This window comes from Salinivibrio sp. ML198 (assembly GCF_001996015.1).
Taxonomy (GTDB): Bacteria; Pseudomonadota; Gammaproteobacteria; order Enterobacterales; family Vibrionaceae; genus Salinivibrio; species Salinivibrio siamensis.
Map to the genome: position 1 here is coordinate 41917 of NZ_MUEZ01000013.1, position 26041 is coordinate 67957.

Annotated in this window: 23 protein-coding genes; 10 read left to right on the plus strand and 13 right to left on the minus strand. The window is 51.4% G+C overall.

Features of this window, described 5'->3' with window-relative positions:
- Nucleotides 1-222: 222 nt before the first annotated feature.
- Nucleotides 223-3804 (plus strand): exodeoxyribonuclease V subunit beta, encoded by a 3582-nt coding sequence (gene recB, locus BZG25_RS10545; protein ID WP_077639058.1) that lies wholly within the window; start codon nt 223-225, stop codon nt 3802-3804.
- Nucleotides 3801-5639, plus strand: coding sequence for an exodeoxyribonuclease V subunit alpha (gene recD, locus BZG25_RS10550; RefSeq protein WP_077578903.1), 1839 nt, complete (start codon nt 3801-3803; stop codon nt 5637-5639). Before recB ends, recD begins: the two co-directional genes overlap by 4 nt.
- Before the next feature lie 15 nt (nt 5640-5654).
- On the opposite strand, the gene argA is transcribed toward recD, so the two are convergent.
- Nucleotides 5655-6980, minus strand: coding sequence for an amino-acid N-acetyltransferase (gene argA, locus BZG25_RS10555; RefSeq protein ID WP_046074142.1), 1326 nt, complete (start codon nt 6978-6980; stop codon nt 5655-5657).
- Between the two features lie 252 nt (nt 6981-7232).
- Between argA and BZG25_RS10560 the strand changes: the two genes are divergently transcribed.
- Nucleotides 7233-7589: a DUF2850 domain-containing protein gene (locus BZG25_RS10560; RefSeq protein WP_046074143.1), complete on the plus strand. Its 357-nt coding sequence runs from the start codon at nt 7233-7235 to the stop codon at nt 7587-7589.
- A 30-nt stretch (nt 7590-7619) separates the two neighbouring features.
- Here the strand turns inward: BZG25_RS10560 and BZG25_RS10565 are convergent, their stop codons facing one another.
- Nucleotides 7620-7844, minus strand: coding sequence for a hypothetical protein (locus BZG25_RS10565; RefSeq protein WP_046074144.1), 225 nt, complete (start codon nt 7842-7844; stop codon nt 7620-7622).
- 235 nt (nt 7845-8079) lie between these two features.
- On the opposite strand from BZG25_RS10565, the gene mltA reads away from it, so the two are divergent.
- The gene (mltA, locus tag BZG25_RS10570) at nt 8080-9159 is read left to right on the plus strand and encodes a murein transglycosylase A (RefSeq protein WP_077578901.1); all 1080 of its coding nucleotides are present in this window, start codon (nt 8080-8082) and stop codon (nt 9157-9159) included.
- Between the two features lie 75 nt (nt 9160-9234).
- Here the strand turns inward: mltA and BZG25_RS10575 are convergent, their stop codons facing one another.
- The 3 genes from BZG25_RS10575 to BZG25_RS10585 all read right to left on the minus strand — a co-directional run bounded on the left by BZG25_RS10575 (nt 9235) and on the right by BZG25_RS10585 (nt 12542).
- Nucleotides 9235-10206, minus strand: a complete 972-nt coding sequence (locus tag BZG25_RS10575) for a TAXI family TRAP transporter solute-binding subunit (protein WP_046074145.1) — start codon at nt 10204-10206, stop codon at nt 9235-9237.
- Between the two features lie 142 nt (nt 10207-10348).
- Entirely contained in the window at nt 10349-11176 is an 828-nt protein-coding gene (locus tag BZG25_RS10580; protein WP_077578900.1) for a 3-keto-5-aminohexanoate cleavage protein, read from the minus strand.
- A gap of 40 nt (nt 11177-11216) precedes the next feature.
- Complete coding sequence (locus BZG25_RS10585; protein ID WP_077578898.1) at nt 11217-12542, minus strand: aspartate aminotransferase family protein; 1326 nt, start codon at nt 12540-12542, stop codon at nt 11217-11219.
- Between the two features lie 99 nt (nt 12543-12641).
- On the opposite strand from BZG25_RS10585, the gene BZG25_RS10590 reads away from it, so the two are divergent.
- Complete coding sequence (locus BZG25_RS10590; RefSeq protein ID WP_198531475.1) at nt 12642-13559, plus strand: LysR substrate-binding domain-containing protein; 918 nt, start codon at nt 12642-12644, stop codon at nt 13557-13559.
- A 32-nt stretch (nt 13560-13591) separates the two neighbouring features.
- Complete coding sequence (tcdA, locus tag BZG25_RS10595; RefSeq protein WP_077578894.1) at nt 13592-14407, plus strand: tRNA cyclic N6-threonylcarbamoyladenosine(37) synthase TcdA; 816 nt, start codon at nt 13592-13594, stop codon at nt 14405-14407.
- 7 nt (nt 14408-14414) lie between these two features.
- Here tcdA and BZG25_RS10600 read toward each other — a convergent pair whose 3' ends face one another.
- From BZG25_RS10600 to BZG25_RS10635, 8 genes are all read right to left on the minus strand, one after another.
- Nucleotides 14415-15194 (minus strand): ABC transporter substrate-binding protein, encoded by a 780-nt coding sequence (locus BZG25_RS10600; protein WP_046074150.1) that lies wholly within the window; start codon nt 15192-15194, stop codon nt 14415-14417.
- Nucleotides 15195-15232: 38 nt separating this feature from the next.
- On the minus strand, nt 15233-15949 hold the full coding sequence (locus tag BZG25_RS10605; protein WP_158010031.1) for an ABC transporter substrate-binding protein: 717 nt from the start codon (nt 15947-15949) through the stop codon (nt 15233-15235).
- Between the two features lie 179 nt (nt 15950-16128).
- Complete coding sequence (gene phaC, locus BZG25_RS10610) at nt 16129-17952, minus strand: class I poly(R)-hydroxyalkanoic acid synthase (protein ID WP_046074152.1); 1824 nt, start codon at nt 17950-17952, stop codon at nt 16129-16131.
- 79 nt (nt 17953-18031) lie between these two features.
- Nucleotides 18032-18379, minus strand: a complete 348-nt coding sequence (locus BZG25_RS10615) for a phasin family protein (RefSeq protein WP_046074153.1) — start codon at nt 18377-18379, stop codon at nt 18032-18034.
- Nucleotides 18380-18437: 58 nt separating this feature from the next.
- Complete coding sequence (locus BZG25_RS10620) at nt 18438-19649, minus strand: acetyl-CoA C-acetyltransferase (RefSeq protein ID WP_077578890.1); 1212 nt, start codon at nt 19647-19649, stop codon at nt 18438-18440.
- 15 nt (nt 19650-19664) lie between these two features.
- On the minus strand, nt 19665-20405 hold the full coding sequence (locus tag BZG25_RS10625) for an SDR family oxidoreductase (protein WP_046074155.1): 741 nt from the start codon (nt 20403-20405) through the stop codon (nt 19665-19667).
- 504 nt (nt 20406-20909) lie between these two features.
- Entirely contained in the window at nt 20910-21335 is a 426-nt protein-coding gene (gene csdE / locus BZG25_RS10630) for a cysteine desulfurase sulfur acceptor subunit CsdE (RefSeq protein ID WP_046074156.1), read from the minus strand.
- A gap of 19 nt (nt 21336-21354) precedes the next feature.
- On the minus strand, nt 21355-22566 hold the full coding sequence (locus BZG25_RS10635) for an aminotransferase class V-fold PLP-dependent enzyme (RefSeq protein WP_077578888.1): 1212 nt from the start codon (nt 22564-22566) through the stop codon (nt 21355-21357).
- 356 nt (nt 22567-22922) lie between these two features.
- On the opposite strand from BZG25_RS10635, the gene BZG25_RS10640 reads away from it, so the two are divergent.
- The 4 genes from BZG25_RS10640 to rlmM all read left to right on the plus strand — a co-directional run bounded on the left by BZG25_RS10640 (nt 22923) and on the right by rlmM (nt 26036).
- Nucleotides 22923-23828 (plus strand): transcriptional regulator GcvA, encoded by a 906-nt coding sequence (locus tag BZG25_RS10640; protein WP_046074158.1) that lies wholly within the window; start codon nt 22923-22925, stop codon nt 23826-23828.
- Nucleotides 23825-24463, plus strand: a complete 639-nt coding sequence (locus BZG25_RS10645) for an alpha/beta family hydrolase (RefSeq protein WP_077578886.1) — start codon at nt 23825-23827, stop codon at nt 24461-24463. Before BZG25_RS10640 ends, BZG25_RS10645 begins: the two co-directional genes overlap by 4 nt.
- The gene (locus tag BZG25_RS10650; protein ID WP_046074160.1) at nt 24460-24840 is read left to right on the plus strand and encodes a DUF423 domain-containing protein; all 381 of its coding nucleotides are present in this window, start codon (nt 24460-24462) and stop codon (nt 24838-24840) included. The genes BZG25_RS10645 and BZG25_RS10650 overlap by 4 nt, the downstream gene beginning before the upstream one ends.
- A 119-nt stretch (nt 24841-24959) precedes the next feature.
- Complete coding sequence (gene rlmM / locus BZG25_RS10655; RefSeq protein ID WP_046074221.1) at nt 24960-26036, plus strand: 23S rRNA (cytidine(2498)-2'-O)-methyltransferase RlmM; 1077 nt, start codon at nt 24960-24962, stop codon at nt 26034-26036.
- Nucleotides 26037-26041 lie beyond the last annotated feature (5 nt).

The following is a 26041-nucleotide window of genomic DNA, read 5'->3' on the forward strand; positions in this document are numbered from 1 at the left end:
TATGAGTGATAGTTATAAGCAGTCCATTATTAATAGAATTAAAACTAAATATCAAGTCATGATAATGAGTATTAATATCACTTGAGAGGTGTGAGCATGAATAAAAGTCAATGAGTCGGGCAGGAAAATCTTAGCGAGCTCAGCACGGTTGTCTCGGCCTGAATATGTTTTCCCCCAAGGGGTTGCTACAATAGCGGGCAGACTAGGCGATGAAATAATGATATGGAACCGCAGATCCTCAACCCGCTCACCTTGCCACTTGATGGCGTCCGATTAATCGAAGCCTCCGCTGGCACCGGCAAGACATTTACGATTGCTGGCTTGTACCTGCGATTGTTACTTGGGCATGGCCGCGCAGCGCCGTGTCGGGTCGAGCAAATACTGGTGGTGACTTTTACCGAAGCGGCAACCCAAGAGCTGAAAGACCGTATTCGGCGTCGCATTCATGAGGCGCGTTTTGCCTTTATGCGCGGTGAGAGTGACGATCCTATCATTGGCCCTTTGCTTGCAGAGGTAAGCGATCATAAAACCGCGGCGCAGCGACTGTTAGAGGCCGAGCGTCAGATGGACGAAGCGGCTATCTATACCATTCACGGTTTTTGTCAGCGGATGCTGACCCAAAATGCGTTTGAATCGGGCAGCCTGTTCAGTCATGAATTTGTCACCGATGAGCGACAGATCAAAGCGCGCGCGGCGGCCGATTTTTGGCGTCGTCGTTTTTATCCGTTGCCTAAATCGTTAGCCGGTGTGGTGAGCAGCTACTGGCCCGCACCGGAGGCCTTATTAAAAGAGATTGCGCCCTATTTATCCGGACCGGCTGTCACGGTTAAGGCGCCTGATCTCGGCGAAGATCTCATGGCGGCACACCAAGCGGCGATTGCCAAGATTGATGCGGTGAAGCGCGCATGGCGCGAGGCGGGGGAACAGATCACCGACCAGCTAAGCGCCGCCAAGCTCGATGGCCGCAGTTATCGCAAAGACCATCTGGCGAACTGGCTGAATGCGATGGAACAATGGGCCAATACCGAGACGCTTGATTACCAATTGCCCGACAAATTGGAAAAATTCGCCCAACAAACCTTGGCGGCCAAGAGTAAAGCTGAGCCACCGAGTCTGGCGCTATTTGATCACATTCAGGCATTGGTTGATCAGCCGCCGACGTTAAAACCGGGATTGACCGCACTGGCGATTAAAGAAGTGCGGCAGCTGCTCCGCCAAGAAAAACGTCGCCAAGGGTGGCTCTCGTTTGACGATCTCCTTTCTCAGCTTGCCAGCGCACTTGACCAAGATAGCCAAGGCCAGTTGGCCGCGCGTATTCGCAGCTTATATCCGGTGGCAATGATTGATGAATTCCAAGACACCGACCCGCTGCAATATCAGATTTTTAGCACTGTCTATCAGCCGCCAGTGGCGGACGATACCCCTGTATTCGAAGATCAAGAAGAAGGGGGGGAGCGCACCGGTTTAATGATGATTGGCGACCCTAAGCAGGCGATTTATGCCTTCCGTGGTGCCGACATCTTCACCTATATTCATGCCCGTGCGCAGGTGAGTGATCACTACAACCTTGCCACTAACTGGCGCTCGACAGATGGTATGGTGCGCGGGGTCAATGCCTTGTTCTCACGTGCGAAGGCACCGTTCGTTTATCAAGACAGCATTCCCTTTTTAGAGGTGGCCTCTTCGCCTAGTGCCAAACAAAAAGCGCTGGTGGTGGAGGGAAACGAGCAGCCCGCGCTCACCTTTTGGCATCACAGCCCGGATGAATTGTGTACCAAGCAAGATTTTGAACAGACCTTGGCGGTGAGTACCGCACAGCATATCACTCAGGTACTCAATCAATCGGTGGCGGGCAATAGTTATCTACAAACGCCTTCCGGCCAAGCCGACATTCAGCCGCACAATATCGCTGTGTTGGTGCGCACCGGACGCGAGGCACAGCTGGTCAAGCAAGCGCTGGCCGAAAAAGGCGTGGCGTCTGTCTATCTTTCCAACCGTGATAATGTGTTCGCCAGCCCCGTCGCCAGTGATATTGAGCGTATCTTAGTGGCGGTGATGCAGCCTGAAAACGAGCGTAAGTTGCGAGCGGCACTAGCCAGCCCCTTATTTGGCTTGACCGCCGAGCAGTTGGCGTTACTCAATCAAGACGAAGCCTTGTGGGAGCAAGAGGTGGTGGCCTTTAGCCATTACCGTGATACCTGGCAGCGCCGTGGGGTGATGCCGATGCTTCGCCAAGTCGCCAGTGCCCGCCAAGTGGCAGAAAACTGGTTGGCGATGCCGCAAGGCGAGCGCTGTGTGACCGACTTTTTGCATATAGCGGAGTTGCTGCAAAGTGCCAGCCAGCAATTGGACAACCCACACGCGCTGATCCGCTGGCTACAAGAGCGAATGGCCGAGCCGGCTCAACAATCGGAAGAGCAGCAGGTGCGGTTGGAGTCGGAGCGTGATTTGGTGCAAATTGTCACCATCCATAAATCGAAAGGCTTGGAATACGATCTGGTTTACTTGCCGTTTGCTTGTCAGTATCGCGAAAGCAGCCAACCGTTTTATCACGATGAACAGTATCAGCCAGTGCTGGCGCTGGATAATGTCGATGAAGGCAAAGAGCGGGCTGAAAAAGAGCGGCTGGCTGAAGATATCCGCTTGCTGTACGTGGCGGTGACCCGTGCCGTGTATGGGTGTTTTATCGGCTGTGCACCTCTTAAACAAGGTAACAGTCGGCAAAAAGACTCGGCCTTGCACCTAACGGCCCTCGGTTATTTGCTCCAGCATGGAGAAGCCGGTGATGCTAGCCTGCTGGCCGAGAGTTTGGCTGGATTAGCAAGCGCGAGCGATGCGGTGGCTGTGGTCGCCCCACCTGAGCCGGATGATAGCCGTTATGCCCCTCAAACAGGCTCCCACGAGGCGCTAAGCGCGCGTCAGTTTGGCGGCAAGATTGACCGTCAGTGGCGCTTAACCAGTTACTCAGGGCTGCTAAAACAAAGCCATCACATCAGTGCCTTGCCAACATTGGCCAGTTATGACTTGGACGCGGACGATGATCTCGCTGACGAGGAGACGGCGGATGTGGCGGTGGATCCTTGGTCGGTTTTTGCGTTTCCCAAAGGCGCGCGAGCCGGTACCTTTTTACACACCCTATTTGAAGAAGTGGACTTTACCGCCGATTTGATGAGTGAAGAAATCGCTGAGCTTATTACCCATCATCTTAGCTTGGAAAACTATGACCCACAGTGGTGCCCGATATTGCAGCAGTGGATGACACAGGTATTGAAACACCCGCTCAATGAGCACGGGTTGATGCTCAACCAAATTGATAATGCCAGTCGATTAACGGAGATGGAGTTCGTGATGCCTTTGGCCGCACTGGACTGCCAGCGACTGAACCGACTCGCCGCACGGTATGATGCATTGTCTGCCCGCGCTGGCCAGCTCACCTTTGACACGGCGCGCGGGATGCTAAAAGGCTTTATCGATTTAACCTTCCGCGCCGATGGCAAGTATTACGTGCTGGATTGGAAGTCGAACCATTTGGGGGATAGCGTGGCCGATTACCATCCTGAGGCGCTCAAAGAGGCGATGATCGCGCACCGATACGACTTTCAGTACCAAATCTATACCTTGGCGCTGCACCGCTTTTTGCGCCAGCGGATCCCAGATTATGACTACGACACCCATGTGGGGGGCGTGTTTTATTTCTTTTTACGGGGCGCCAGCGATAGCGGCGAGACCGGCGTATTCGCGCACCGTCCCGATAAGGCACTGATTGACGCCTTGGACAACCTCTTTGCTGGAGAGTCGGTATGAAGCAAGCATTAATGGCACTTTACCAGCGTGGGGAATTGCGGGCGATTGATGTGCAATTTGCTTGTTTGATGGGTGAAGAAGAAACTCAGTTAGACAAGGCCGCTATCACAGTATGGGCGGCACTGTTGAGTCGCGAAGTGGGCAAAGGCCATGTCTGCCTTGACTTGCACCAGTGGCAGCCACCCAGCGATGTCGCGTGGCAGCCCTTGCTGGAACATATTGATAGCCAAGCGCCAAGCGAGCAATTGGCGCAGGCCGCAGTCGTGTCCGATGGGATGCAGTCAACGCCCTTGGTGCTTGCCGGGCATCGATTGTATTTGCATCGCTACTGGCATGCCGAGCAGCAAGTGGCGGGGCATATTCGCCAGCGCCTCACGGCGCTATCGGTACCGGATGAGGCTAGACAAACCCTAGATAGCTTATTTGCCGCCTCACAGGCGGAGATTGATTGGCAAAAAGTGGCGGCAGCCACCGCGTTGACCCAGCCGTTTGCGGTGATTTCGGGAGGGCCGGGCACGGGTAAAACCACCACTGTTGCCCGTTTGTTGGCGGCGCTGGTGGCGTCGCACCACGCTGAACGCGCAACGTCTGCAGCGCTCACCATCAAACTGGTCGCTCCGACCGGTAAAGCCGCTAACCGATTGACTGAATCACTAGGGCGGGCGATTGCCGCTTTGCCTGTTGATCATGACGTAAAAGCGGCGCTGCCGACCCAAGCCAGTACCATTCACCGATTATTAGGGGCGATTCCGCAGCGGGTGGCGTTTCGCCATCATAAAAATAACCCCGTGCATGCGGATGTGTTGATTGTCGATGAAGCCTCGATGGTGGACTTGCCCTTGATGGCACAGCTGTTCGATGCCTTGGCGCCCTCAACACGCATTATTTTGCTGGGGGATAAAGATCAGCTTGCCTCTGTGGAAGCGGGGGCGGTGCTAGGGGATATTTGTCAGTACGCCGAGGCGGGCTATCCAGCGGCGCAGGCGGCGCGTTTAAGCCAGTTAACAGGCTTTGACGTACCCGAAAACCCAAATGCGCCAGCGATTGCCAGTGCCCTGTGTCTGCTGCGCAAAAGTTATCGTTTTGATGCTCAATCCGGCATTGGCCAGCTCGCCTTTGCGGTGAACCGAGGAGAGATGGCCGAGGTGGGGGCGGTGTTAAAACGCGGCTATAGCGATATTACCCACCATGTGCTGAGTGATGACAGCTATCAGACCCTGATGCAACAAGCGGTGGCAGGATATCGCGATTACTTAACGACACTCGATAATGCGAGGCTCGAAAACCCGTCATCAATGGTGGATGTGCTGAGTGCTTTTAGCCAATTTCGATTGTTATGCGCATTGACTGAAGGTCCGTTTGGCGTCGCTGGGCTCAACCAAGCCATTGAGCAGCACTTGGCGTCGGCAGGGCTGATCGCCAAAGAGCGTGACACCTGGTATCACGGCCGACCAATCATGATTTTGCAAAACGATCATGCTCTGGGGTTGTATAACGGTGATATTGGGATTGCGGTGCAGCATGAAGGGATCACGCGTGTGGCGTTTGAAACCCACGATGGCGAGGTGCGCTATTTGCTTGCCAGCCGTCTGCCTGCCCATCAAACCGCGTTTGCGATGACGGTGCATAAATCACAGGGCTCGGAGTTTGCGCACACAGTGCTGGTGTGTCCGCCCACCATTTCACCAGTGGTAACCCGCGAGCTGATTTACACCGGCATGACGCGGGCGAAGCGCCAGCTTGATCTTTACGCGTCTTGGCCGGTGCTGCGCCACGGTGTGGGCGCACGCACCGCCCGTTATAGTGGCTTGCCGGATGCCTTGTTGGCCCCTTGAGCGTGGCGAAACCCGCTAAAGCGCTAAAGTCAGCACCTTAGAGCGACGCTGATAGTTGTACAGCTCTTGGCGAGTGTTGGGGAGTGCTGACACATCAGAGAGCAAAAAGCCTTGTTCCAAAAACCAATGCAAACTGTGGGTGGTGAGCACAAAAATAGTTTCGAGCCCTTTGGCTTTGGCACGTTGCTTGAGGTGATTGAGCAGCATGACGCCGCGGTCGCCATCACGATAATCCGGATGAATGGCGACGCACGCCATCTCGCCGGTGCGCGCTTCACTAAATGGGTAGAGGGCAGCGCAGCCTATCACTAATCCATCCCGTTCGATGATGGTAAAGCGGGGGATTTCTTGCTCCAATTGTTCTCGCGAGCGGCGCACTAGGATCCCTTGTTGCTCCAACGGGCGGATCAAATCCAAGATCCCACCGATATCGTCAATCTGGGCTTGGCGCACTTTTTCGGCACGCTCCATCACGATCTGGGTGCCGATCCCTTCAATCGAGAACAGCTCTTGGATCAAGGCGCCGTCTTTTTTGTAGCTGATCAAATGACTGCGGGTGACTCCCGCGCGACACGCGGCAATCGCGCCTCGTAAAAAGCGACTGGTGCCAGAGCCAGTATCGCCAGCGGCTTCTCTCGCTTCTAGAAGTGGCTGGGCTTGGGTGGGCAGTAACTCAGAAATCACCTCATTGTCTTGGTTTAAGACCCCTTGCTCGGAGCAAAAACCAATCAATTTGTCTGCGCGTAACCGAATCGCGACTTGAGTCGCCACTTCTTCGGAGGTGAGGTTAAAGCATTCCCCCGTCACTGAGCTGGCAACCGGCCCCATCAGTACGATCGCGTTTTGATCAAGCTGGCGCTGAATGCCGTCAATGTCGATGCGGCGAATTTTGCCACTATGGCAGTAATCAATCCCTTCATCGACGCCCAACGGTTGCGCGATGACAAAATTGCCACTGATCACATTAATTTGAGCGCCCGCCATGGGCGTATTGTTGAGTCCCATGGATAAACGCGCCGTAATGTCGAGCTGCACTTGGCCGGCGGCTTGTTTGACCACTTCAAGCGCGTGGCTGTCGGTGATGCGTATTCCTTTGTGATATGGTGTTTCCAGGCCGTACTGATTTAAGGTGCGATTGATTTGCGGGCGGGCGCCAAACACCAACACCAGTTTCATGCCCAGGCTATTGAGTAGGGCGATATCATTGACGATATTCTGAAAGTTCTCATCCGCCATGGCCTCGCCGCCAAGCATGATCACCGCGGTTTTATCTCGGTGAGCATTGACATACGGCGCCGATTGGCGAAATCCTTTAACCAGGGCGGTACTTCTTATTTTCACGCGCTCATCCGTTTAATTATTCACTAATATTGCCTTTTTATTCTTTTTGTTCGGTGTGTGTCAACCCCCAAGCAAGTAGATAATTGCAGAGGAGAGGCAAGGATGTACTCTGCATCGTGATGTTTTTTGCACTACGTTTATCATTATTCGCGCAATGTTTGGGAACTATCTCTCAAGATTCGCAAGTGGTTTATCAATGTGGGTCAGTTAGTTCGTTAAAATCACAATAAAACCAATAAGTGAGGTTGTAGCGTGCGGTTAACCAAACAATTTATCATGCTGGTGATTGTTCTCGTACTGGGCTGGGTGAGTTTTACCGTGGCCACCCGCCCAGAGCTGTTTGCGCCACATATGACAGACAAACAGCTTTATGGCGAATGGGTAGAACAAGATGTGGCTCCTTATGCAGCCGACCGATTTGAAATACGTCCTGATGGTGTCTACACCAATGGGAGTCGCGCCACCACTGAGTACCAGTTTGATGGTGATCAGCTTAAATACACGATAGGAACGGAAACCTACCTGTACCGGGTTGAAGACGCAAAGACGCTCGAGCGTATTGAACCTGCTCACTACACATCTTTTTTTGCTAAAGATAAACGCTCATAAGAGGAAGTGTTATCCCCAATGCGACCTGGATCAGTAGTGCTGTGATTCCAACGTGGTGAGCAGCTCGTTGACCGAGCACTGTTTCGTCGCCACCTTTCGCAAGAGATCGGCGGTTTGCGCATCACCACCCAGACAACGCTGAATACTGGCATTAATCACTTGGCGTGTGCAGCCTTCGCTGGCCATCATCCGGATCCATTGGTACTCCACTGCATCACTATCAAGTAGCGTTGAACGCCCAACTTTTAAATCCATCGCTGCTTTACTCCTTTATGTTGCACTTTCTATGCAGTTTTGTTGCAAGGACAGTACATAATAATTATATGACACTTTGATGAATGTCGCCTTGGTAAAGGGAGTAAGCTGAATAGGGTCACAATAAATCTGTATTGGTTTGCAGACAGTTACAAACTTAACATTGAGAACTGATTGCGAAGCGGGGCGGTTTTTGCGAGCCTTAGCGCTATTAACTCACTGATTGGAATATGGTGTGAAAAAAGCGTTAGTCGTGATGGCGTGTGTGGCGGCACTCGCAGGGTGTATGCGTCCCACTGACCGGGGCCAACAATATGTGGATGGGCGATTTGAATCGATACTCACCCCGGTACCACAAGTGGTCTCTGAAAGCCCGCGAGACTTTAGTTTATTCAATGAGCAATTAGCGGAGGTGACTGCCAACTCACCCTCGTTAGTGGCGGAGCATCAAGCGGTTTATCAGCGTTTGCAAGCCTGGTTGGACGCGGGAGGCGAGATTGAGGCACTTGCGGATTATGGCTTAGGGGTGAACCAAATGGCAGGGGGAGATGATTTTGGTAATGTGATGTTTACCGGTTATTTTTCTCCTGTGATAGAGATGCGTCACCAACCGGATGCCCTGTTCCGCTATCCTGTCTACGCCAAGCCCCCTTGTGGTGAGGACTGTCCAGACCGTGCTGCTATCTATGCTGGGGCGTTGGATGGGCAGGGCTTAGAGCTGGGCTACAGCGCCTCCCTTATCGATAGTTTTATTATGGAAGTACAAGGCAGCGGCTTTGTGCATTTTGGCGATAACGACCAACTGGAGTATTTTGCCTACGGTGGCAAGAATGGTCACCCTTATGTCAGCATTGGAAAAGTACTGATCGAGAGGGGGGAAGTGCCGCGCGAAGAAATGTCGCTGAAAGCGATCCAAGAGTGGGTGGCTGCCCACAGTAAAGATGAAGTGCGTGAATTACTCGAGCAAAATCCCTCTTATGTTTTCTTTACCCCTAAGGCAGCTGATCCTGTCAGTGGTACGGCAGGTATTCCATTGAAAGCCGGGGCGTCAGTGGCGGCGGATAGACGTTATTTACCCATGGGCACTGTGTTACTGGCTGAAGTGCCTCAGTTGGATGAGCAAGGCAAATGGACGGGCGAGCATGTATTAAAGCTTCTGATGGCATTAGATACCGGTGGCGCGGTGAAAGAGAATCATCTGGACTTGTATCATGGTATGGGCCGTAAAGCAGGCGAGCAAGCCGGGCACTACAAGCACTTTGGTCGGGTTTGGAAACTGGACGCCTTAGCGCCACAAATGGTGAGCCAGCCATAATAACGGGTTAGGTGAGGCCCTTAGAAAATAAAAAAGCGAGCGTCTAACGCTCGCTTTTTGGTAAGCGGGGTTTGATTATTCAATCAACCCGGCTTCACGGTAGTAACGCGCTGCACCTGGGTGAAGTGGTGCAGACAGGCCGTCTTGTACCATTTCTTCTTTCTTCAGGTTAGCGAACGCTGGGTGGAGACGGCGGAAGTCATCAAAGTTTTCAAATACCGCTTTAACCACGTTGTAGATAACGTCTTCTGGAACTTGTGTGGAAGAAACGAACGTCGCACCCACACCAAACGTGGTGACGTCGTTGTCGTTACCGCGGTACATACCGCCAGGGATAGTGGCTTGGCGGTAATAGTCACGATCTTCAATCAGCTGTTTAGCTGCATCGTTCGCGACTTCAACCAATACGCTGTCACATGCGGTAGTCGCTTCTTGGATAGCACCACTTGGGTGACCCACGGTGTACACCATGGCATCAATTTTGTTATCACACAGCGCTTTGGATTGCTCGGCCGCTTTTAGCTCAGAAATTTGGCCGAACTTGTCCATATCCCAGCCCATTTGATCCATCAATACTTCGATAGTGCCACGTTGGCCCGAGCCAGGGTTACCAATGTTAACGCGCTTGCCTTCCAGATCATCAAAGGTTTTTACGCCCGCATCGGCACGTGCTACCACGGTAAACGGTTCTGGATGAATAGAGAAAACGGCGCGAAGCTCTTTGAATTCGCCCTGATCTTTAAATTTGCTGGTGCCTTTGTAAGCATGGTACTGCCAGTCAGATTGGGCGATACCCATATCGAGCTCGCCAGCACGAATGGTGTTGATGTTGTAGATTGAACCGCCTGTACTCTCTACCGAGCAGCGGATGCCGTGGTCATCTTTGCTCTTATTGACGAGACGGCAAATAGCGCCACCTGTTGGGTAATAAACACCAGTCACACCGCCAGTACCAATGGTCACAAACTGGTTCGCTTGCGCGCTTGCCGCGGTTCCTAGTGCGGCAGAAAAGCCGAGCGCAATCAGGGTAGGTTTCATCGCTTTCATGCTTAAGATTCCTTTTTAAGTTAGAGGTTGCTATCCGGGCGCACCCTCGAAGTTGTATAACACTCAATGACAATATGACAAAAAAGTGTCACCGCGCTATTTTTTCAATCTTTTAACAATATTTGCAAGCAATTGTATTGGGTTAAAACGATTGGGTCATGGTTTGCCTTAGTGCTTGTACAGGTTTAGTACAATATCCCAGCTTTTCCAGTGTGTTGCGTAAATCTGTGATCTGAGCTGCGTTATCTATGGCCTGGCGTTGATCAACGCGTTGGGTGTTGTTTTCAAAGCCGATTCGTATGTCTCCTCCCAGGAGCGCGGCGGTCGTTAGACAGCGGATCTCATGGTGGCCAAATGCACAGGCTGACCATCGCAGGTTGTCATGGTCGGGGAGCGCTTGCCACATGGCGATGATGTCTTCTGGGTAGCCAAATGGGGGGCTTTGATCCCGGCCTGCGACGAACAGTAAATGGTGCCCCTTTGGCGGGATAATGCCGGAGTGACGTAGCTGACGATAGCGCGCCACATCTTGGGGGTGATAGAGAATAAACTGCGTGTAAACAGCATGGTGATGTAGCCACGCAAAAAATGTTCTGGCCTCGGTGGTTTCGGAGGGATCAGGTACCAGCTCTCTTAGCGCAATGGAGACGGCCTCAGGCTTAACGGCTTTCACTAACGCGATTTGCTCTGAGGGGCGATAGCGACCCACGGCTTCGGTCGTGAGTTGAATGACCATGCGATCACCGACCGCATCTTGGACTTGCTGATAAAGCCGATGATTGAGAATGGGGTCCAAACTATGCGCGCCAGACTCATCTCGTGCATGAATGTGCGCCATGGCGGCACCGGCGTCAGCGCATGCTTGCAGGCAGTTAATCAGTGATGGCGTATCAATGGGGACGGCATGATGCTGGGAAGGCTGCAGCCGCGCGCCATTGGGGGCAACCATGATGGTGCGTGTATCGGTCATCTTTTCTCCTTAAGCCTGGGTTGAGAGCAAGACAGACTGCTTAGTGTGGCAAACAGGTGTCTAAGGTTATCCTTAGTTTTTCGGCTATCTCATCAATGTGTGGCTGTTTAATGATGTAGGGAGGCGCCAATAAAATATGGTGCCCTTGTTTGCCATCAATGGTGCCGACCATGGGATAGCACATCAGGCCGTTTTCCAGCGCAGTTTGTTTGATTTGTTTCGCTAGCGGCAATGTAGACGAAAAAGGCTGCTTTGACGCTTTATCTGCCACCAACTCAAGCGCGAGAAAGAGTCCTCGGCCACGAATGTCGCCGACAAAAGGATGGGAATGAAAATGATGAGTGAGGGTGGCTTTTAACGCCTCTCCCTGCTGGCCGGCGGCGTCTATTAGACTATCTTGCTGGATTGCTTTTAATGTGGCGAGCCCTGCAGCACAGGCAGTAGGGTGTGCCATAAAGGTGTGGCCATGTTGGAAAAAGCCCGAGCCGTTAGCGATCGCGTTGTAGATAGGGTCAGCCACAAGCGTCGCGCCAATAGGCTGATAACCGGCGGCTAGCCCTTTGGCGATAGCCACTATATCTGGAACGATATGTTCATGCTCAAAGGCGAAAAAGCGCCCAGTGCGTCCCGTACCGCACATTACTTCATCAAGGATCAGCAAAATATTGTATTGGTCGCAGATCTCACGAATACGCGTAAAGTAGCCTGCTTCGGCCGTCAATGCGCCAGCTGTCGCGCCAACGACAGGCTCAGCCACAAACCCGATGACATTCTCCGGACCTTTTTCTAACAGCATGGCTTCAAGTTCGTTGGCCACCCGCTGACCATATTCGTAAGCGGTCTCATCGGGACGCTGATCGCGATAGGCGTAACAGGGAGCAATCAGACTGGTATCCATTAATAAAGGTGCAAAGGGCGCGCGACGCCATGCGTTACCTCCCACGGACAGCGCGCCAAGTGTGTTGCCGTGGTAGCTTTGGCGTCGGGCAATAAAGTGTTGGCGCTGCGGCTGGCCAACTTCCACCCAATATTGACGTGCCAGTTTTAATGCCGCTTCCATCGCCTCTGATCCGCCACTGACCAAGTAGGCATGATTGATCGTCGCCGGTGCTAAGTCAGTGAGTATGTCGGCCAGTGCTTCACTGGTCTCGGAGGTAAAAAAGCCAGTATGCGCATAGGGAATAGCCTCGAGTTGGGCGCGAATCGCATCCAATACCGCAGGATGATGATGACCAAGGCAAGATACCGCGGCACCGCCACATGCATCTAGGTAGCGCTTTCCCTGCGTGTCAGTCAGATACATGCCGTGACCGCTCGCGATAGTAGGAAGCTCGTGATGACAGTGGCGATGAAATACGTGGCTCATACGATTGCCTCATAGTGACGTTTGCACATGAGTATGAACCGATTGTATTTTGCGCGACAAAGGATATATTTTCACCAGGCATGAAAAAAAGGAATGGGAATGGAAGCGCGTTTGCCATCGATGCGAGTGTTACAAGCGTTTGTAGTGGTCGCCCAGCAAGGCAGCTTTTCGGAAGCGGCTAAGGTATTGCATGTCAGTCAAAGTACTATCAGTAAACAAATCCAACAGCTAGAGCAGTGGATTGGACAACCCTTGTTTACGCGGACTGCGTATGGGGTGGTGCTCAATGCCATTGGAGAGACTTATCTTCAATCAGTCTCCTCAGGGATCCATGAAATTGCCAACGCGACGGCTTACGCACGTCAACAGAGTGTCCAGCAAGAGTCGGTCAGCTTGCTGGTGCCGCCATCTTTTGCCAGTCTGTGGTTAATCCCGCAACTACAAGACTTTAAAGCTCGTTATCCGTCGGTATCGGTGACGGTCAGCGCGAGTGATTCTATTCCGCAGGGGAAAGAAAAAGAGGTTGATATCCTCATCCGTTGCCAGCCACATCAACAAGCAGGCTCCCAGTCAACCTGTCTGGCTAATGAACACCTATCTTTATTAGCCGCTGCCGCTATTGTCCCTCAGCCTATTGAGCGTGCGGCGCTACTTGCTACGGTGCCGGTGCTTTCTCACCTGACCAGGCCGACACTGTGGGAACATTTTTGGCAGCAATTTGGCTTAACGGATAGCAACCCGCAGTATGGCGCGGGGTTTGAGCACTTTTTTATGGCATTGGAGGGGGTGCAGCAAGGCATGGGGATGGCATTAATTCCTACCTTTATGGCGACAACCAGTCTACGACAAGGAAAAGTCGTGAACCCTTTGGGGCTAGGTATTGATAGCGGCTATGGTTATTACCTCTACAGTGCAAGCTACAAGCAGCGCGCCGCAGGCGTTAGCCAAGTTGTGCATTGGCTTTGTGACCGCTTTGCGCGGGATCCCGCTAGACAATTATCGAGCAAGTCGGTATAACGCCCCTCGGTTTGATGAACAAAGAGACGGGTATGACACGCCAGTTATCAGATGCCTATTGGCAACGTTTTGGAGGCACCGCAAGGCTCTACGGCCAGCGTGCGCTCGAAGTATTTAGTCAAAGCCACATCTGTGTGATTGGCATTGGTGGTGTTGGCTCGTGGGCGGCAGAATCGTTAGCGCGAACCGGTGTGGGGGCAATGACATTAATTGATATGGATGATGTGTGTGTCACCAACACCAATCGTCAAATTCATGCACTGAAAGAGACTATCGGCCAAAGTAAAAGCGAGGTGATGGCCGAGCGTGTCACGGCGATCAATCCAGAATGCCAAGTGACTGTGATTGATGACTTTATCTCGCCGGATAATATTGCTGAGTACATCGACAAGCGCTTTGATTATGTGCTTGATGCTATCGATAGCATCAAGCCCAAAACGGCTCTATTGGCTCACTGCAAGCGGCACAAAATCAAAGTCATTACCGTGGGTGGTGCGGGTGGACAGATCGACCCCACTCAGATCCAAGTGGCGGATTTGACTAAAACGATTCAAGACCCGCTCGCGGCGAAGCTGCGTAATAACCTTCGTCGTTTTCATGGCTTCACGAAAACCCAGGGACGTAAGTTTGGCATTGATTGCGTGTATTCTACCGAGCAGCTCAAATACCCTCAGCCTGATGGCAGTGTGTGTGAAAGCAAAGTGTCAGCCGAGGGACCCAAACGCATGGACTGTGCCAGTGGTTTTGGGGCGGCAACCATGGTGACCGCGAGTTTTGGTTTTGTCGCTGTCTCGCGCATTTTACAAAAGCTAATCGCTGCTGATCAGCGTCGCGATCAGGCTAGCTGAGTCTGCTTTACTCTGGGGGAAGGGCGCGTAAGCCAAATTCGCCCATACGAAACGCACTCCATGCTCTTTGGTAATCGCCACTGCTTTTGAGTTGATGAATACCACGGTTTAAGCGTTCTACCCAGCGTGTGCTCTCAGGATGCTGGCGACTCAGTAGAACATGAAGGGGGGTGACACGCAGAGGGGTAGGGTGAAAAGTAATGTGCTGACGCGTGTCATCAGGCATCACAGTGCGTAGGATATCCATCACTACATATTGGTTACCAATAATCACATCGGTTTCGCCAGTGAGTAAGCTTCGCAGCTTCTCGACTTCGTTAGGATAGCGGCGTATCACCACGTCGCCACCTTGCTGATTAAAGTTTGCCAGCATGGCATCTTCTATATAGCTCTCGCTGATCCCGACGCGTAAGCCGTTTAGGCTGGCTAACGACTGCCAATCAAAGTGTCGGTTTTTGAGATGAAAAAACACCACGGTTTCGGTATAAATGGGAGCAGAGTAAACAAAGTCATTTTCACGTTTTGGGGTGTAGCCCCAGCCAACGGTCCCATGAACCGCGCCTTCTTGCGCCTTCATTTTTGCTTGCTGCCAAAGTGTAAACGCGATCTCTATCTCTAGCCCTTGTCGCTTCCCTGCCTCTTTAACGATATAGGCAATCACCCCTTGATGCGCTAAGCGATCTGAGAGGAAAGGGGGGTAATCGCCTGCCAACAATTTTAGCTGAACCTGTGCGGCGGCGATGGAAGGTAAATAAAGGAGCAGGGTCACGAGCAGTATTCGCCGCATAACACCTCCAAGATATAAAACGTCGTTACGGCCAAGGCCTAATGATTGTAGTGGGCGTGGCGAAAATGACTCCAGATCATTTGATACCGCCCATCCGCTTTGAGTCGCCGTAATGCTTTGTTAAAGCGCTCTGCCTGATCATAGCTTTGCTTTGTTTGTCGGCTAAATAAAACGTACAGCGGGGTAATTCTTATTGGTCGCGGATGATGGGCAACGTTTTGTTTTTGGCTAGGGGCCACCTCTTGTGCGATCACCCTTTTGAGTACGTCTATGTTGCCTAACGCCAAGTCGATTTGCTGAGCGAGTAGCGCATCGATTTTTGATTTTTCATCAAGGAATTCTTGGATTTTAACGTCGACGCCTGACTTTTGCAGTTCAGTCAGTGTCTTAACGTCAATAAAGCCTTTGGTCACCCCGATGGCAAAGCCATCTAGATCTTGTGGGGACTGCCAATCAAACTCGCGTTCGGTAAGGTAGAAAAAGCCAACGCTTTCGGTATAAATTGGGTCCGAGTAGATGAAGTTATTCGCACGTTCTTGTGTGTAGGCCCAGCCTATGGTGCCGTCCCATTCGCCGGTTTGAGCGAGATTCATCGACTGATGCCATGGGAAATAACCCAGTGATACCGCGATGTCTGCCTCTTGCGCCGCCTGCATCACGATTTCAGTGATCGGGCCTCCATCAGGCACAGTCTGAGTAATAAAGGGGGCATATTCACCCGATGTCAGGCGCAGTGTTTGAGCCTGTACGCTCATCGAAATGAAAAGAAGAGTGGTTAATAGACAGTACCATGCCCATCTCATATTGACGCTACACCGTTTTGCTTCCATGGCTTTGAGTGTAGTTCAATCATATAAAAAAAGGTGCACCTCAGCGTTTACCACCGAGTGTGCACCACTATTCTCAATATTGAGACGCAGGCTGTGACGTTTGATCAGGCCTGTTCTTCTTCAGGGGTTGGCGTTGCCTGAGCTTGCTGAGCCTCCGCTTCAATAGGCAGGACGTGGCGAACATATTCGCCGGGCGCCGTATCAAGCACAGGATAGGTCTCAGAGCCTATAGAGTATGGCTCCACTTGTTCTTCTGGACTGTAGCTACGTAACCATTTTTCCCAGTGGGTCCACCAAGAGCCAGTGTGATGTGACGCATTATCGAGCCACTCATCGGCACTATCAGGCAAGCTATCGTTGGTCCAAAAACCGTATTTTTTCTTCACGGGGTGGTTCACGATACCGGCAATATGCCCTGACTCGCCCAGTACAAAGGTTTTATTCCCGCCAACATTCAGTGCACCACGATAGGTGCCTTGCCAAAGCGCGATGTGATCTTCTTTGGTTGAAATGAAATAGCTGGGCACTTTGATCTTATTGAGATCAATCCAGACACCTCCAACTTTCACCCCCTTGTCCTGCACCAGTTTGTTTTCAAGGTACAAATCGCGCAGGATAAAGTTATGTGTCTTCGCGGCGACATTGGTGCTGTCACTGTTCCAATACAGCAAATCAAAGTCGACAGGACTGTTACCTTTGAGGTAATTCTCAATATAGTAGTTCCAGTACAAGCTGTTTTCACGAAGTAGGCTGAAGGTGACGCTGAGTGAACGGCCATCCATATAACCACGCGCCGTGTTTTGCGCTTCAATGGCTCGAATCAAGCTGTCATTGATGTAGGCACCAATTTCCCCCGGCTGCGAGAAGTCGAGTAAGGTGGTGAAGAAACTCGCCGATTTAATCCGTGCTTTCATGCGCTTCGCGGCATAGTAGGCGATAGTACAAGCCAGAACGGTACCACCGATACAGTAACCCACACCGTTAATCTGCGATTGGCCGGTAATGTCTTCGATGGCACTGACCGCCTTGACGGTGCCTTGGGTCACGTAGTCTTCGAAACCAATTTCGGCTTGTTCGGCAGAGGGGTTACGCCAGGACATCAAGAATACCGTATGCCCTTGTTCAACCAACCAACGAACCAGTGAGTTTTTCTCGCGTAAGTCGAGAATATAGTATTTGTTGATGAACGGAGGCACGACCAAGATGGGGGTGGTATGCACTTTTTCCGTCATCGGACGATACTGAATGAGTTCGAATAACTCATTTTTATACACCACGTCGCCAGGTGTGTTGGCTACATCATCACCCACGCGAAACGCGTTATTATTGGTCATGCGCACTTTAAGAATATCCGCACTAGACTCCATATCCTGCTTAAGCTGTTCCATGCCGCGCAGTAGATTTTCGCCCTGAGACTCCAATGTCATTTTGAGCAGTTCAGGGTTAGTCGCAATATAATTACTTGGGGCCATGGCGTTAATCGCTTGGCGTGAGAAAAATGAGAGACGTTCACGGGTTTTATCATCAAGGCCTTCAATGGCATCGATGGTTTCCATATAGGTACGCCCAAACAGCAGATAGGACTGTTTGATAAAGTTGTAAAGGACATCTTCCTGCCAAGCCTTATCCTTAAAACGTTTATCGTCGCTGCCTTCGCTCACTACCTCTCCCGTGTTATCACGCGCGAGCATGGCGTTCTGCCAGATTTGCATCTGTTGTTCCCACCACTGCATTTGCACTTGTAGAAGTGCAGCGGGTTGTTGAGCCGCGCCTTCCAGCAACTGAGCAGTGTCTTGCAGGCTGACTTCCTGCATGGCTTGATTGAACGGTGTATTTACGGCTGCCTTGCCCTGCTCAAGATCCTGCCACCATTGCTGGTTTTGTTCTTGCAGCCTGGCAAGGTAGTCCGAAAAGAAGTGATGAAACATAGTCTTGCCCTCTTGATCGGATAAGCACTACAAAGGCCTGCCGTCAATGACAGCAGGCACTAGTGCAAAAACCCTGCCTTTATGCTGGGGTGCCGGCTTTCATATTCTCAGCCGTGAGTTTGTCGATATCTTCTTTAAACTCTTTGGCGATGTTTTGCAGCTTGGCGCTGTCATCCATCATTTGCTGAGACAGCTTGGTCAAAGCGGCCAGCTGTTGGCTGCTGAATGACGTCATACTTGAGACATCTTTCACTTCGCTGGCTGCTTTCATTTGCTCTAGACCGAGCTCGCTATAGGTGCGCATAGCATTCATTTGTAGCTCAGTCAGCGTCTCAACATTTTTGGCTACCAACTTGTTGAAATTAACATAGGGAGCCAGGGCTTTTTCAGATTGCTCAGAAAACGCTTTAAACATATCTGTGTACATGGTGTATCTCCTGATAGTGTTGTGTATGGGTTTCTAACCCAAGGTCGCAAGTGTCCGTTTATGCTTGTGTACGCTTAACAATTAAAGCTGTACCCATGCCGCCGCCAATACACAAAGAAGCCACCCCGTGGGTTTCGCCTCTTCGCGCGAGCTCGTGTAGCAAGGTCACCACAATCCGGTTACCTGATGCCCCGAGCGGATGACCGAGTGCAATGGCACCGCCGTTGACATTGGCACGCGCCAATATCGCATCAGGTGTTGTTTTGTGGTGCTCCGCCAATTGGTGTATGACCCCCAGTGCTTGTGCTGCAAATGCTTCATTAAGCTCAAATAAATCAATGGTGTCGAGAGTCAGGTTGGCTTTCTCCAATGCCGTATTGACAGCCCCCACTGGGCCTAAGCCCATGATGCTCGGATCGACACCGTGCTGAGCGTAGGCGGCAACTTCTGCGAGTGGTGTCAGCCCGTGCTCTTTGACTGCGGACTCAGACGCGAGGATCACCGCACTCGCGCCATCATTGATACCCGAGGCGTTACCGGCCGTTACTGAGCCTTCTTTATCAAATGCTGGGCGCAGCTTGCTGAGGCCCTCTAGCGTGGCGTCTGCTTTTGGGTACTCATCGGTATCAAAAGTAATGGTTTGCTTGCGCTGCTTAATCTCAATCGGGATGATTTCATCTTTAAACCGACCCGCTTCAATGGCTGAAACGGTTTTTTGTTGGCTGCTAAGCGCAAAGCTATCTTGTTGCTCACGGGTAATCCCGACTTCTTTGGCAACGTTTTCGGCGGTGACTCCCATGTGATATTGGTTGTACACATCGGTAAGTCCGTCATTAATGAGCAAGTCTTTCATGGCGAAGTTGCCCATTTTTTGTCCAGTGCGGAGGTTGCCCGCTGCCGCAAATGGGATTTGTGACATGTTTTCAACCCCAGCCGCGACGACAACCTGTGCATCGCCGGCTCGGATATGGGTGACAGCATCCATGATACTTTTCATGCCGCTACCACAGACCATATTGATTGAATACGCAGGGACATGGGTCGGGATATCCGCGTAAATCGCAGCTTGACGACCGATCCCCATCCCTTGTCCTGCGCTGACCACGTTACCCACGATGACTTCATCAATCGCGGTTGGGGCAAGTGATGTTTCACTTAGCGCGCCTTTAATGGCGTAAGCGGCCAGTTGCCCCGTTGGGACGTCTTTGAGCGTGCCTGAGAAGGCACCGATGGCGGTGCGTTTTGCCGCCACAATAAAAATACGTTCCATCAATCTATCCTTGATTTATTGCATGTAGAGGCCGCCGTTTACCGACAGCGTCTCACCCGTAATGTAAGCGCCTGCGTCGCTGGCAAGGTAAGCCACCGATGCCGCAATTTCTTCTGGCTTGGCCAAGCGCTTCATCGGGATCTGGTTGGTGATTGACTCCAACACATCGTCGCGCATGGCGGTAACCATTGGTGTCGCGGTATAGCCTGGCGCCACGACGTTGACAGTGACACCGGCCCGCGCCCCTTCTGCCGCGAGTGACTTACTAAAGCCCATCATGCCGGCTTTGGCGGCGGCATAGTTGGCTTGGCCAAATTGGCCTTTTTGGCCATTGACGGATGAGATATTAATGATGCGTCCTCCTCCTTTTTCGCACATGGCGGCGAACAAGGGCTGAGTGACGTTAAAGAGGCTGTTGAGGTTGGTATTAATGACATCATGCCATTGTGAGGCATTCATTTTCTTGAACACACTGTCGCGGGTAATACCAGCATTGTTTACCAGTACATCCACCGTGCCTTCTTCCTCGAGTAGCTTAGCAATCCGTGAGGCGCATTGTTCGGTATCGGTGACATCAAGCTCAAACAAACGAACTTGGTCGTGGTTAAATTTCTTTTCGTCAAACCACTCTTGGGCGCACTCCGCTCCCCCTGTAAAGTGGGTCGCGATGACGCGGTATCCATCTTCCACCAATTTCTCGGTAATTGCTGATCCTATCCCGCCTTTCGCGCCGGTTACTAATGCCAGTTTTTTCATTTATGACTCCATTCACTACAACAAGCAAACTAAACGAGATGCCTGAAGCCGCATCTGGAACCACTTCAAACCAGAATTACAGTCATCTTTTTCTCACAGCAGCAATAGTTGTGCCAAAAATCAACTTATCATGCTGCCGATATTGTTAGGCAGCCTAACGGATTGGTGTGACCCTTTTATGACTGCCTGCTTCTAAGCTAACGAATCTAGACAAATACGCAAAGTATAAAAACCCCATGTTCCGCATTCGAGATCTTGGTCATACTAATGAGGAAATACTGCAATCAATTGTTAAAATAATGTTTGTTTTGTGTTTGTTTTTGTTGGTTTTAAATCGAATTGCCCACTGCTTGACTAAGTCCATGAAATGGATTGCATTAGTGGTCAGGTTGGTGGGTTTATGTTGAAGTCTGCCTTTTTAAATGGACAGGGTGGTCAGAAAATGATCACTGCTTGTGCGTTGAGTGGAGAGCGGTGGCGACACGCCACCACGTGGATAAAGAACTAACGAGTGACCTGATGAATGTATTCAATGATAGCGTGCAAGCCATTGGTGCGTGACTCACTTAAATGGTGCGCCAGTCCCGCTTGCTGGAAAATGCGGTCTATATCGAGGGTATGAATGGCATTACCGTGTTGACCGTGAACACAGGCAAGCACGATCGCTAATAAGCCTTTAACAATTCTGGCGTTGGAGTCGGCGGCAAAGTAATGGGTGTCCCCCTCTGCCTGATGGAGAAACCAAACCGCGCTCTCACAGCCGTGTACTTGGCTTGCTGTTTGTTTTTGTGCATCAGTAAAGGTTGGTAGCCGTTTTCCCCACAAAATCAATTGTCGGTATTTATCTTCCCAGCTGGTGTGTTGCGCGAGCATCTCGGTGACCGTCGCTTGGTTAAGCTCGGTGCCAAAAGGGTGATGGGGTAACGCCATTGTCTATCCTGCCTTATGATTAAATGTCGAGTAGATCCAGGGTCTTATCTAATGCTGCAATAAACTGTGCGATATCCTGGTGTGTATTGTAGGCCGCCAGAGAGACCCTGATGGTGCCATCGACCCCAAGCGCCTTAATAAAAGGGTGGGCACAATGATGGCCAGAGCGAACAGCAATACCTTGCTGGGCCAACAATTCAGCTACATCGGCATGATGCTCGTCACGCACGACAAAAGAGACCATAGAACTGGTCGCCTGTGGCGCGATTAAATGAATGCGCGGCCTCGTGCGTAAAGCTTCTATAAGTTGTTGGTAACAGCTTGCTATGTGTGCCTCCACTGCTTGGCTGTCTTGTTGTTGGAGCCAATGAATAGCAGCGGCAAGGCCAATTGCGCCGGCGGTGTTAGGCGTGCCTGCTTCAAAACGGGCGGGAATGGGGGCGAGACTATGATGGTCAAACGACACGTCTGTGATCATCTTCCCACCCCCGTGGAAAGGCGAGAGCGCGCTCAGCGCTTCTGATTTTCCATACAAGACGCCAATTCCTGTGGGACCATAAAGTTTATGGCCCGAAAAAACATAATAGTCAGTGTCCAGTGTTTGCATACTGATAGGCTCATGGACGATACCCTGTGCGCCATCAATGATCACGGTTGCACCAACTTTGTGCGCCAGCTGGGTCATTTCCTCGATAGGATGGCGGGTGCCGGTGACATTGCTGACATGACTGATCGCAACAATGCGTGTCCGTGCGGTTAAGCGTTGCTGATATACCTTCATATCTAAGTGCCCCGTGCGAGGGCAGCAGGGGATTTTTACCAGTTGAGCGCCCGTGCGTTGTGCCATCAATTGCCAAGGGATCAGGTTGGCATGGTGCTCCATTTCGCTGACCAGGATCTCGTCTTGTGGGGTAAGCGAGTGGCTTAGGCCATAGGCGATCAGATTAATGGCTTCTGTCGCGCCCCGGGTCCAGACGATATTGTGTGGGTTGGCACCGATAAAATGTGCTACATCTCGCCGCGCTTGCTCAAACTGTTCGGTTGCGGAGAGGGACGCTTGGTGCTGGCCTCGATGGACGTTTGCAACCGGCATCATATAGCTGCGACTGATCGCATCAATCACTGACTGCGGCTTTTGGGCAGTAGCAGCACTGTCTAGATATACCCAGCCTGGCGTATCAAAAGCGGGAAACTGGGCGCGTAGGAAATGGGGATCAAAACCGTCGGTCATAGTTATCGTCCGAAATAAAATCCCGTCTATGATCGCTATCTCGTGGATGTAACTCAAGTCTGTTGTTGGTTCGCGCCTTATTACAGACAAAAAAAAGCACTGAGCGACGCTCAGTGCCAACAAATATGTAATGACAGACAATGTCAAAATACAGGAAGTTAAAAGTGGTAGATACGACTACCTGTCTAACCAGTGTTAGACAAATGCAAACACAACATCGCAACCACGGAAACAGTCTAAATAGAGAGACGTCACAAGTGGATGCGGGGAGCACTATAGGAGTTTGCTGGTATATCAGCAATCGACAATTTATAATGCCAACGATTAGAAAAATTAATGCATAGAGGTGTCAGCATATGGCGAGGCGTCTTCCCCCACTCAACGCGCTGCGTGTGTTTGAAGCAGCCGCACGACATTTGAGCTTTACGCGAGCGGCAGAAGAGCTGTTTGTGACTCAAGCGGCAGTCAGTCATCAAATCAAGGCATTAGAGGAGTTTCTTGGTTTGAAGCTTTTCCGCCGGCGTAACCGTTCGTTACTATTGACCGAAGAAGGACAAGGGTACTTTCTTGATATAAAAGATATTTTCTCTGAGCTTTCCTATGCGACGGATAAAGTGCTGGAACGCAGTGCCAAAGGGGCGCTGACGATTAGTTTGCCGCCCAGTTTTGCGATTCAATGGCTAGTACCTCGATTAGCTGATTTTAATACAGCGCATCCTGATATTGATGTTCGGATAAAAGCGGTTGATTTGGAAGAAGGGTCTCTGACCGATGATGTCGATGTTGCCATTTACTATGGCCGGGGACACTGGACGGGATTGCGCTGCGATCTTTTGTATCAAGAATGCTTGTTGCCTGTGTGTTCTCCACTGCTACTGGAGTCAGGGCAGCCTCTACAAACCCCAGATGATTTGGTTCATCATGTTTTATTGCATGACCGCTCGCGTAAAGAATGGAAAGCATTTGCGAAAGCCCATCAACTTAGTGAGGTGAATGTTGAGCATGGGCCGATTTTTAGTCACTCATCCATGGTGTTGCAGGCGGCGGCACATGGGCAAGGTGTCGCGCTAGGAAACAATGTGCTTTCTCAACCAGAGTTAGCATCTGGGCGCTTGGTTCAGCCTTTCGAGCAAGTACTAAAGAGCGATAATGGCTTCTACTTGGTCAGCCAGCAACGCGATGCTGATACCGGACGTATTACCGCATTCCGAGAATGGATGTTGGCGACGGCAGCGAAAGAACAAGAGAAAATGAATTTATGACAGGTTTAGAGGTTGACGGGCCGGAAACGGCAACAGACTGGGTGATTTTTGCCCATGGTGCGGGCGCTGGAAAGGATCACGAGTTCATGGCTGATATGGCCGCGCGGATAGGGAAACACTGCAAAGTGGTGCGATTTAACTTTCCCTATATGGAAAAGCGCGATCAAGAGGGAAAAAAGCGCCCGCCCGATCGCGCTCCAAAATTACTTGCCCATTTTGAGTCTGTGATTGAGCACGTGGATGGTTTGCGCCCTGCTGGGAGCCGATTATGGTTAGCTGGTAAGTCGATGGGTGGGCGTATGGCGAGTCATTTGACTGATCATGCCTCTGTCAGTGGGGGGATTTGTTTGGGCTTTCCATTCCATCCCCCAGGGAAGCCGGAAAAGTATAAAGGAGCGCATCTGGCGACCGTTGAGCGTCCACTGCTGATTATACAAGGTGCACGCGATACGTTCGGCCGTGAAGACGAAGTGATGCATTATCCGCTGTCTCCCTCGGTTCAAGTGATTGTTGTCCCGGATGGCGATCATAGCTTTAAGCCTCGTAAAGCCTCAGGGTATACAGAGTCAGGCAATCGCCAGTGGGCGGTGGATAGCCTACATCGGTTTATTGAACAACAAGGTCAGCAAGGATGAAATTACATCATTGGGTGTGTGTAGCGGCGATCGGCGCAGGGTTAGCCGTGGGGCTAGGCGCTTTTGCCGCGCATGGATTAAAAGCGGTGCTGTCAGATTATCAGTTAGCGATTTTTAAAACGGGCGTAGACTACCAAATGTGGCACAGTCTCGCCTTATTGGGGATTTGCGGTGTCGCCTCCCAGGTTTCTTCTCGCTGTTTTGCCATTGTGGCTTGGGCTTGGCTTATCGGTGTTGTGGCGTTTAGTGGTAGCTTATACCTCCTGGCGCTGACATCTTGGCATTGGCTTGGGCCCATTACCCCAATGGGAGGTGTGAGCTTTCTGATCGGCTGGGTGGGGCTAGCCATAGGAGCCTGGCGTTCTTATCAGCGCTGAGTCCGCTGACATGAATAAAAGCCTCGCGGGCATTTCTTTCTGGTCTGGATGGCAGATATAATGCGCAGCTTATTTTTACCGCCACACAGCGTGGTGATATGTTCGAGCCAGAGGGTGTTATGAATCAGGTTCTGCTTTATTGTCGTGCGGGGTTTGAGAAAGACTGTGCCGCAGAGATCCAACAAAAAACCACCGACATGGGGGTATATGGGTTCCCGCGCGTGGTCAATAACAGTGCGTATGTCCTGTTTGAGTGTTACCAAGAGGGCGATGCCGAGCGTGTTGTTCGTGATCTCCCGCTAGACTCACTGATTTTTGCCCGGCAAATGATCGCTATCACCGCGTCTCTTTCTGAGCTCGACCCTGACGATCGTATCTCACCGATTTTGGCAGTGGGCGAGCGCTTACCCAAAGGCGGCGACTTACGGGTGGAAACCCCAGATAATGATGAAGCGAAAGCCCTGTTGAAATTCTGTCGTAAGTTCACCGTGCCATTGCGTCAGGCGCTACGTAAGCAAGGCGTGATGCTGGCAAAGGATAACCCGAAAAAGCCGGTGATCCACGTGTGCTTTACCGCCCCAGGCACCTGTTTGATCGGCTATTCACTGACAACCAATAACTCCCCGCATTATATGGGGTTACCACGCATGAAGTTTCCGGCTGATGCGCCGAGTCGCTCCACCTTAAAATTGGAAGAGGCATTTCATCACTTTATTCCCAAGCAAGAATGGGAGACGCGTTTAGCGCCCGGCATGTGGGCGGTCGATTTAGGTGCGTGTCCGGGAGGTTGGACCTATCAATTGGTCAAGCGCTCGATGTTTGTCCACGCGGTGGATAACGGGGCGATGGATGAACAGCTCATGGATACAGGGCAAGTGTTTCATCACGCCGAAGATGGATTTAAATTTGAGCCTACGCGAAAAAATGTCACTTGGCTGGTGTGCGATATGATTGAAAAGCCTTCTCGTGTGGCCCAATTGATGGGTGAGTGGCTGATTGAAGGGTGGGCAAAAGAAGCAATATTTAATTTGAAATTGCCCATGAGCCGCCGCTATGAGCAGGTGACGGAGAACCTCGACACCTTAGGTGCATTTCTTGATGACTACAAGGTGGCGTATGAAATGCGCGCGAAGCATCTGTACCATGATCGCGAGGAAATCACGGTGCACTTACGGCGGGTAAAACGTCAGCGCTAGATGCA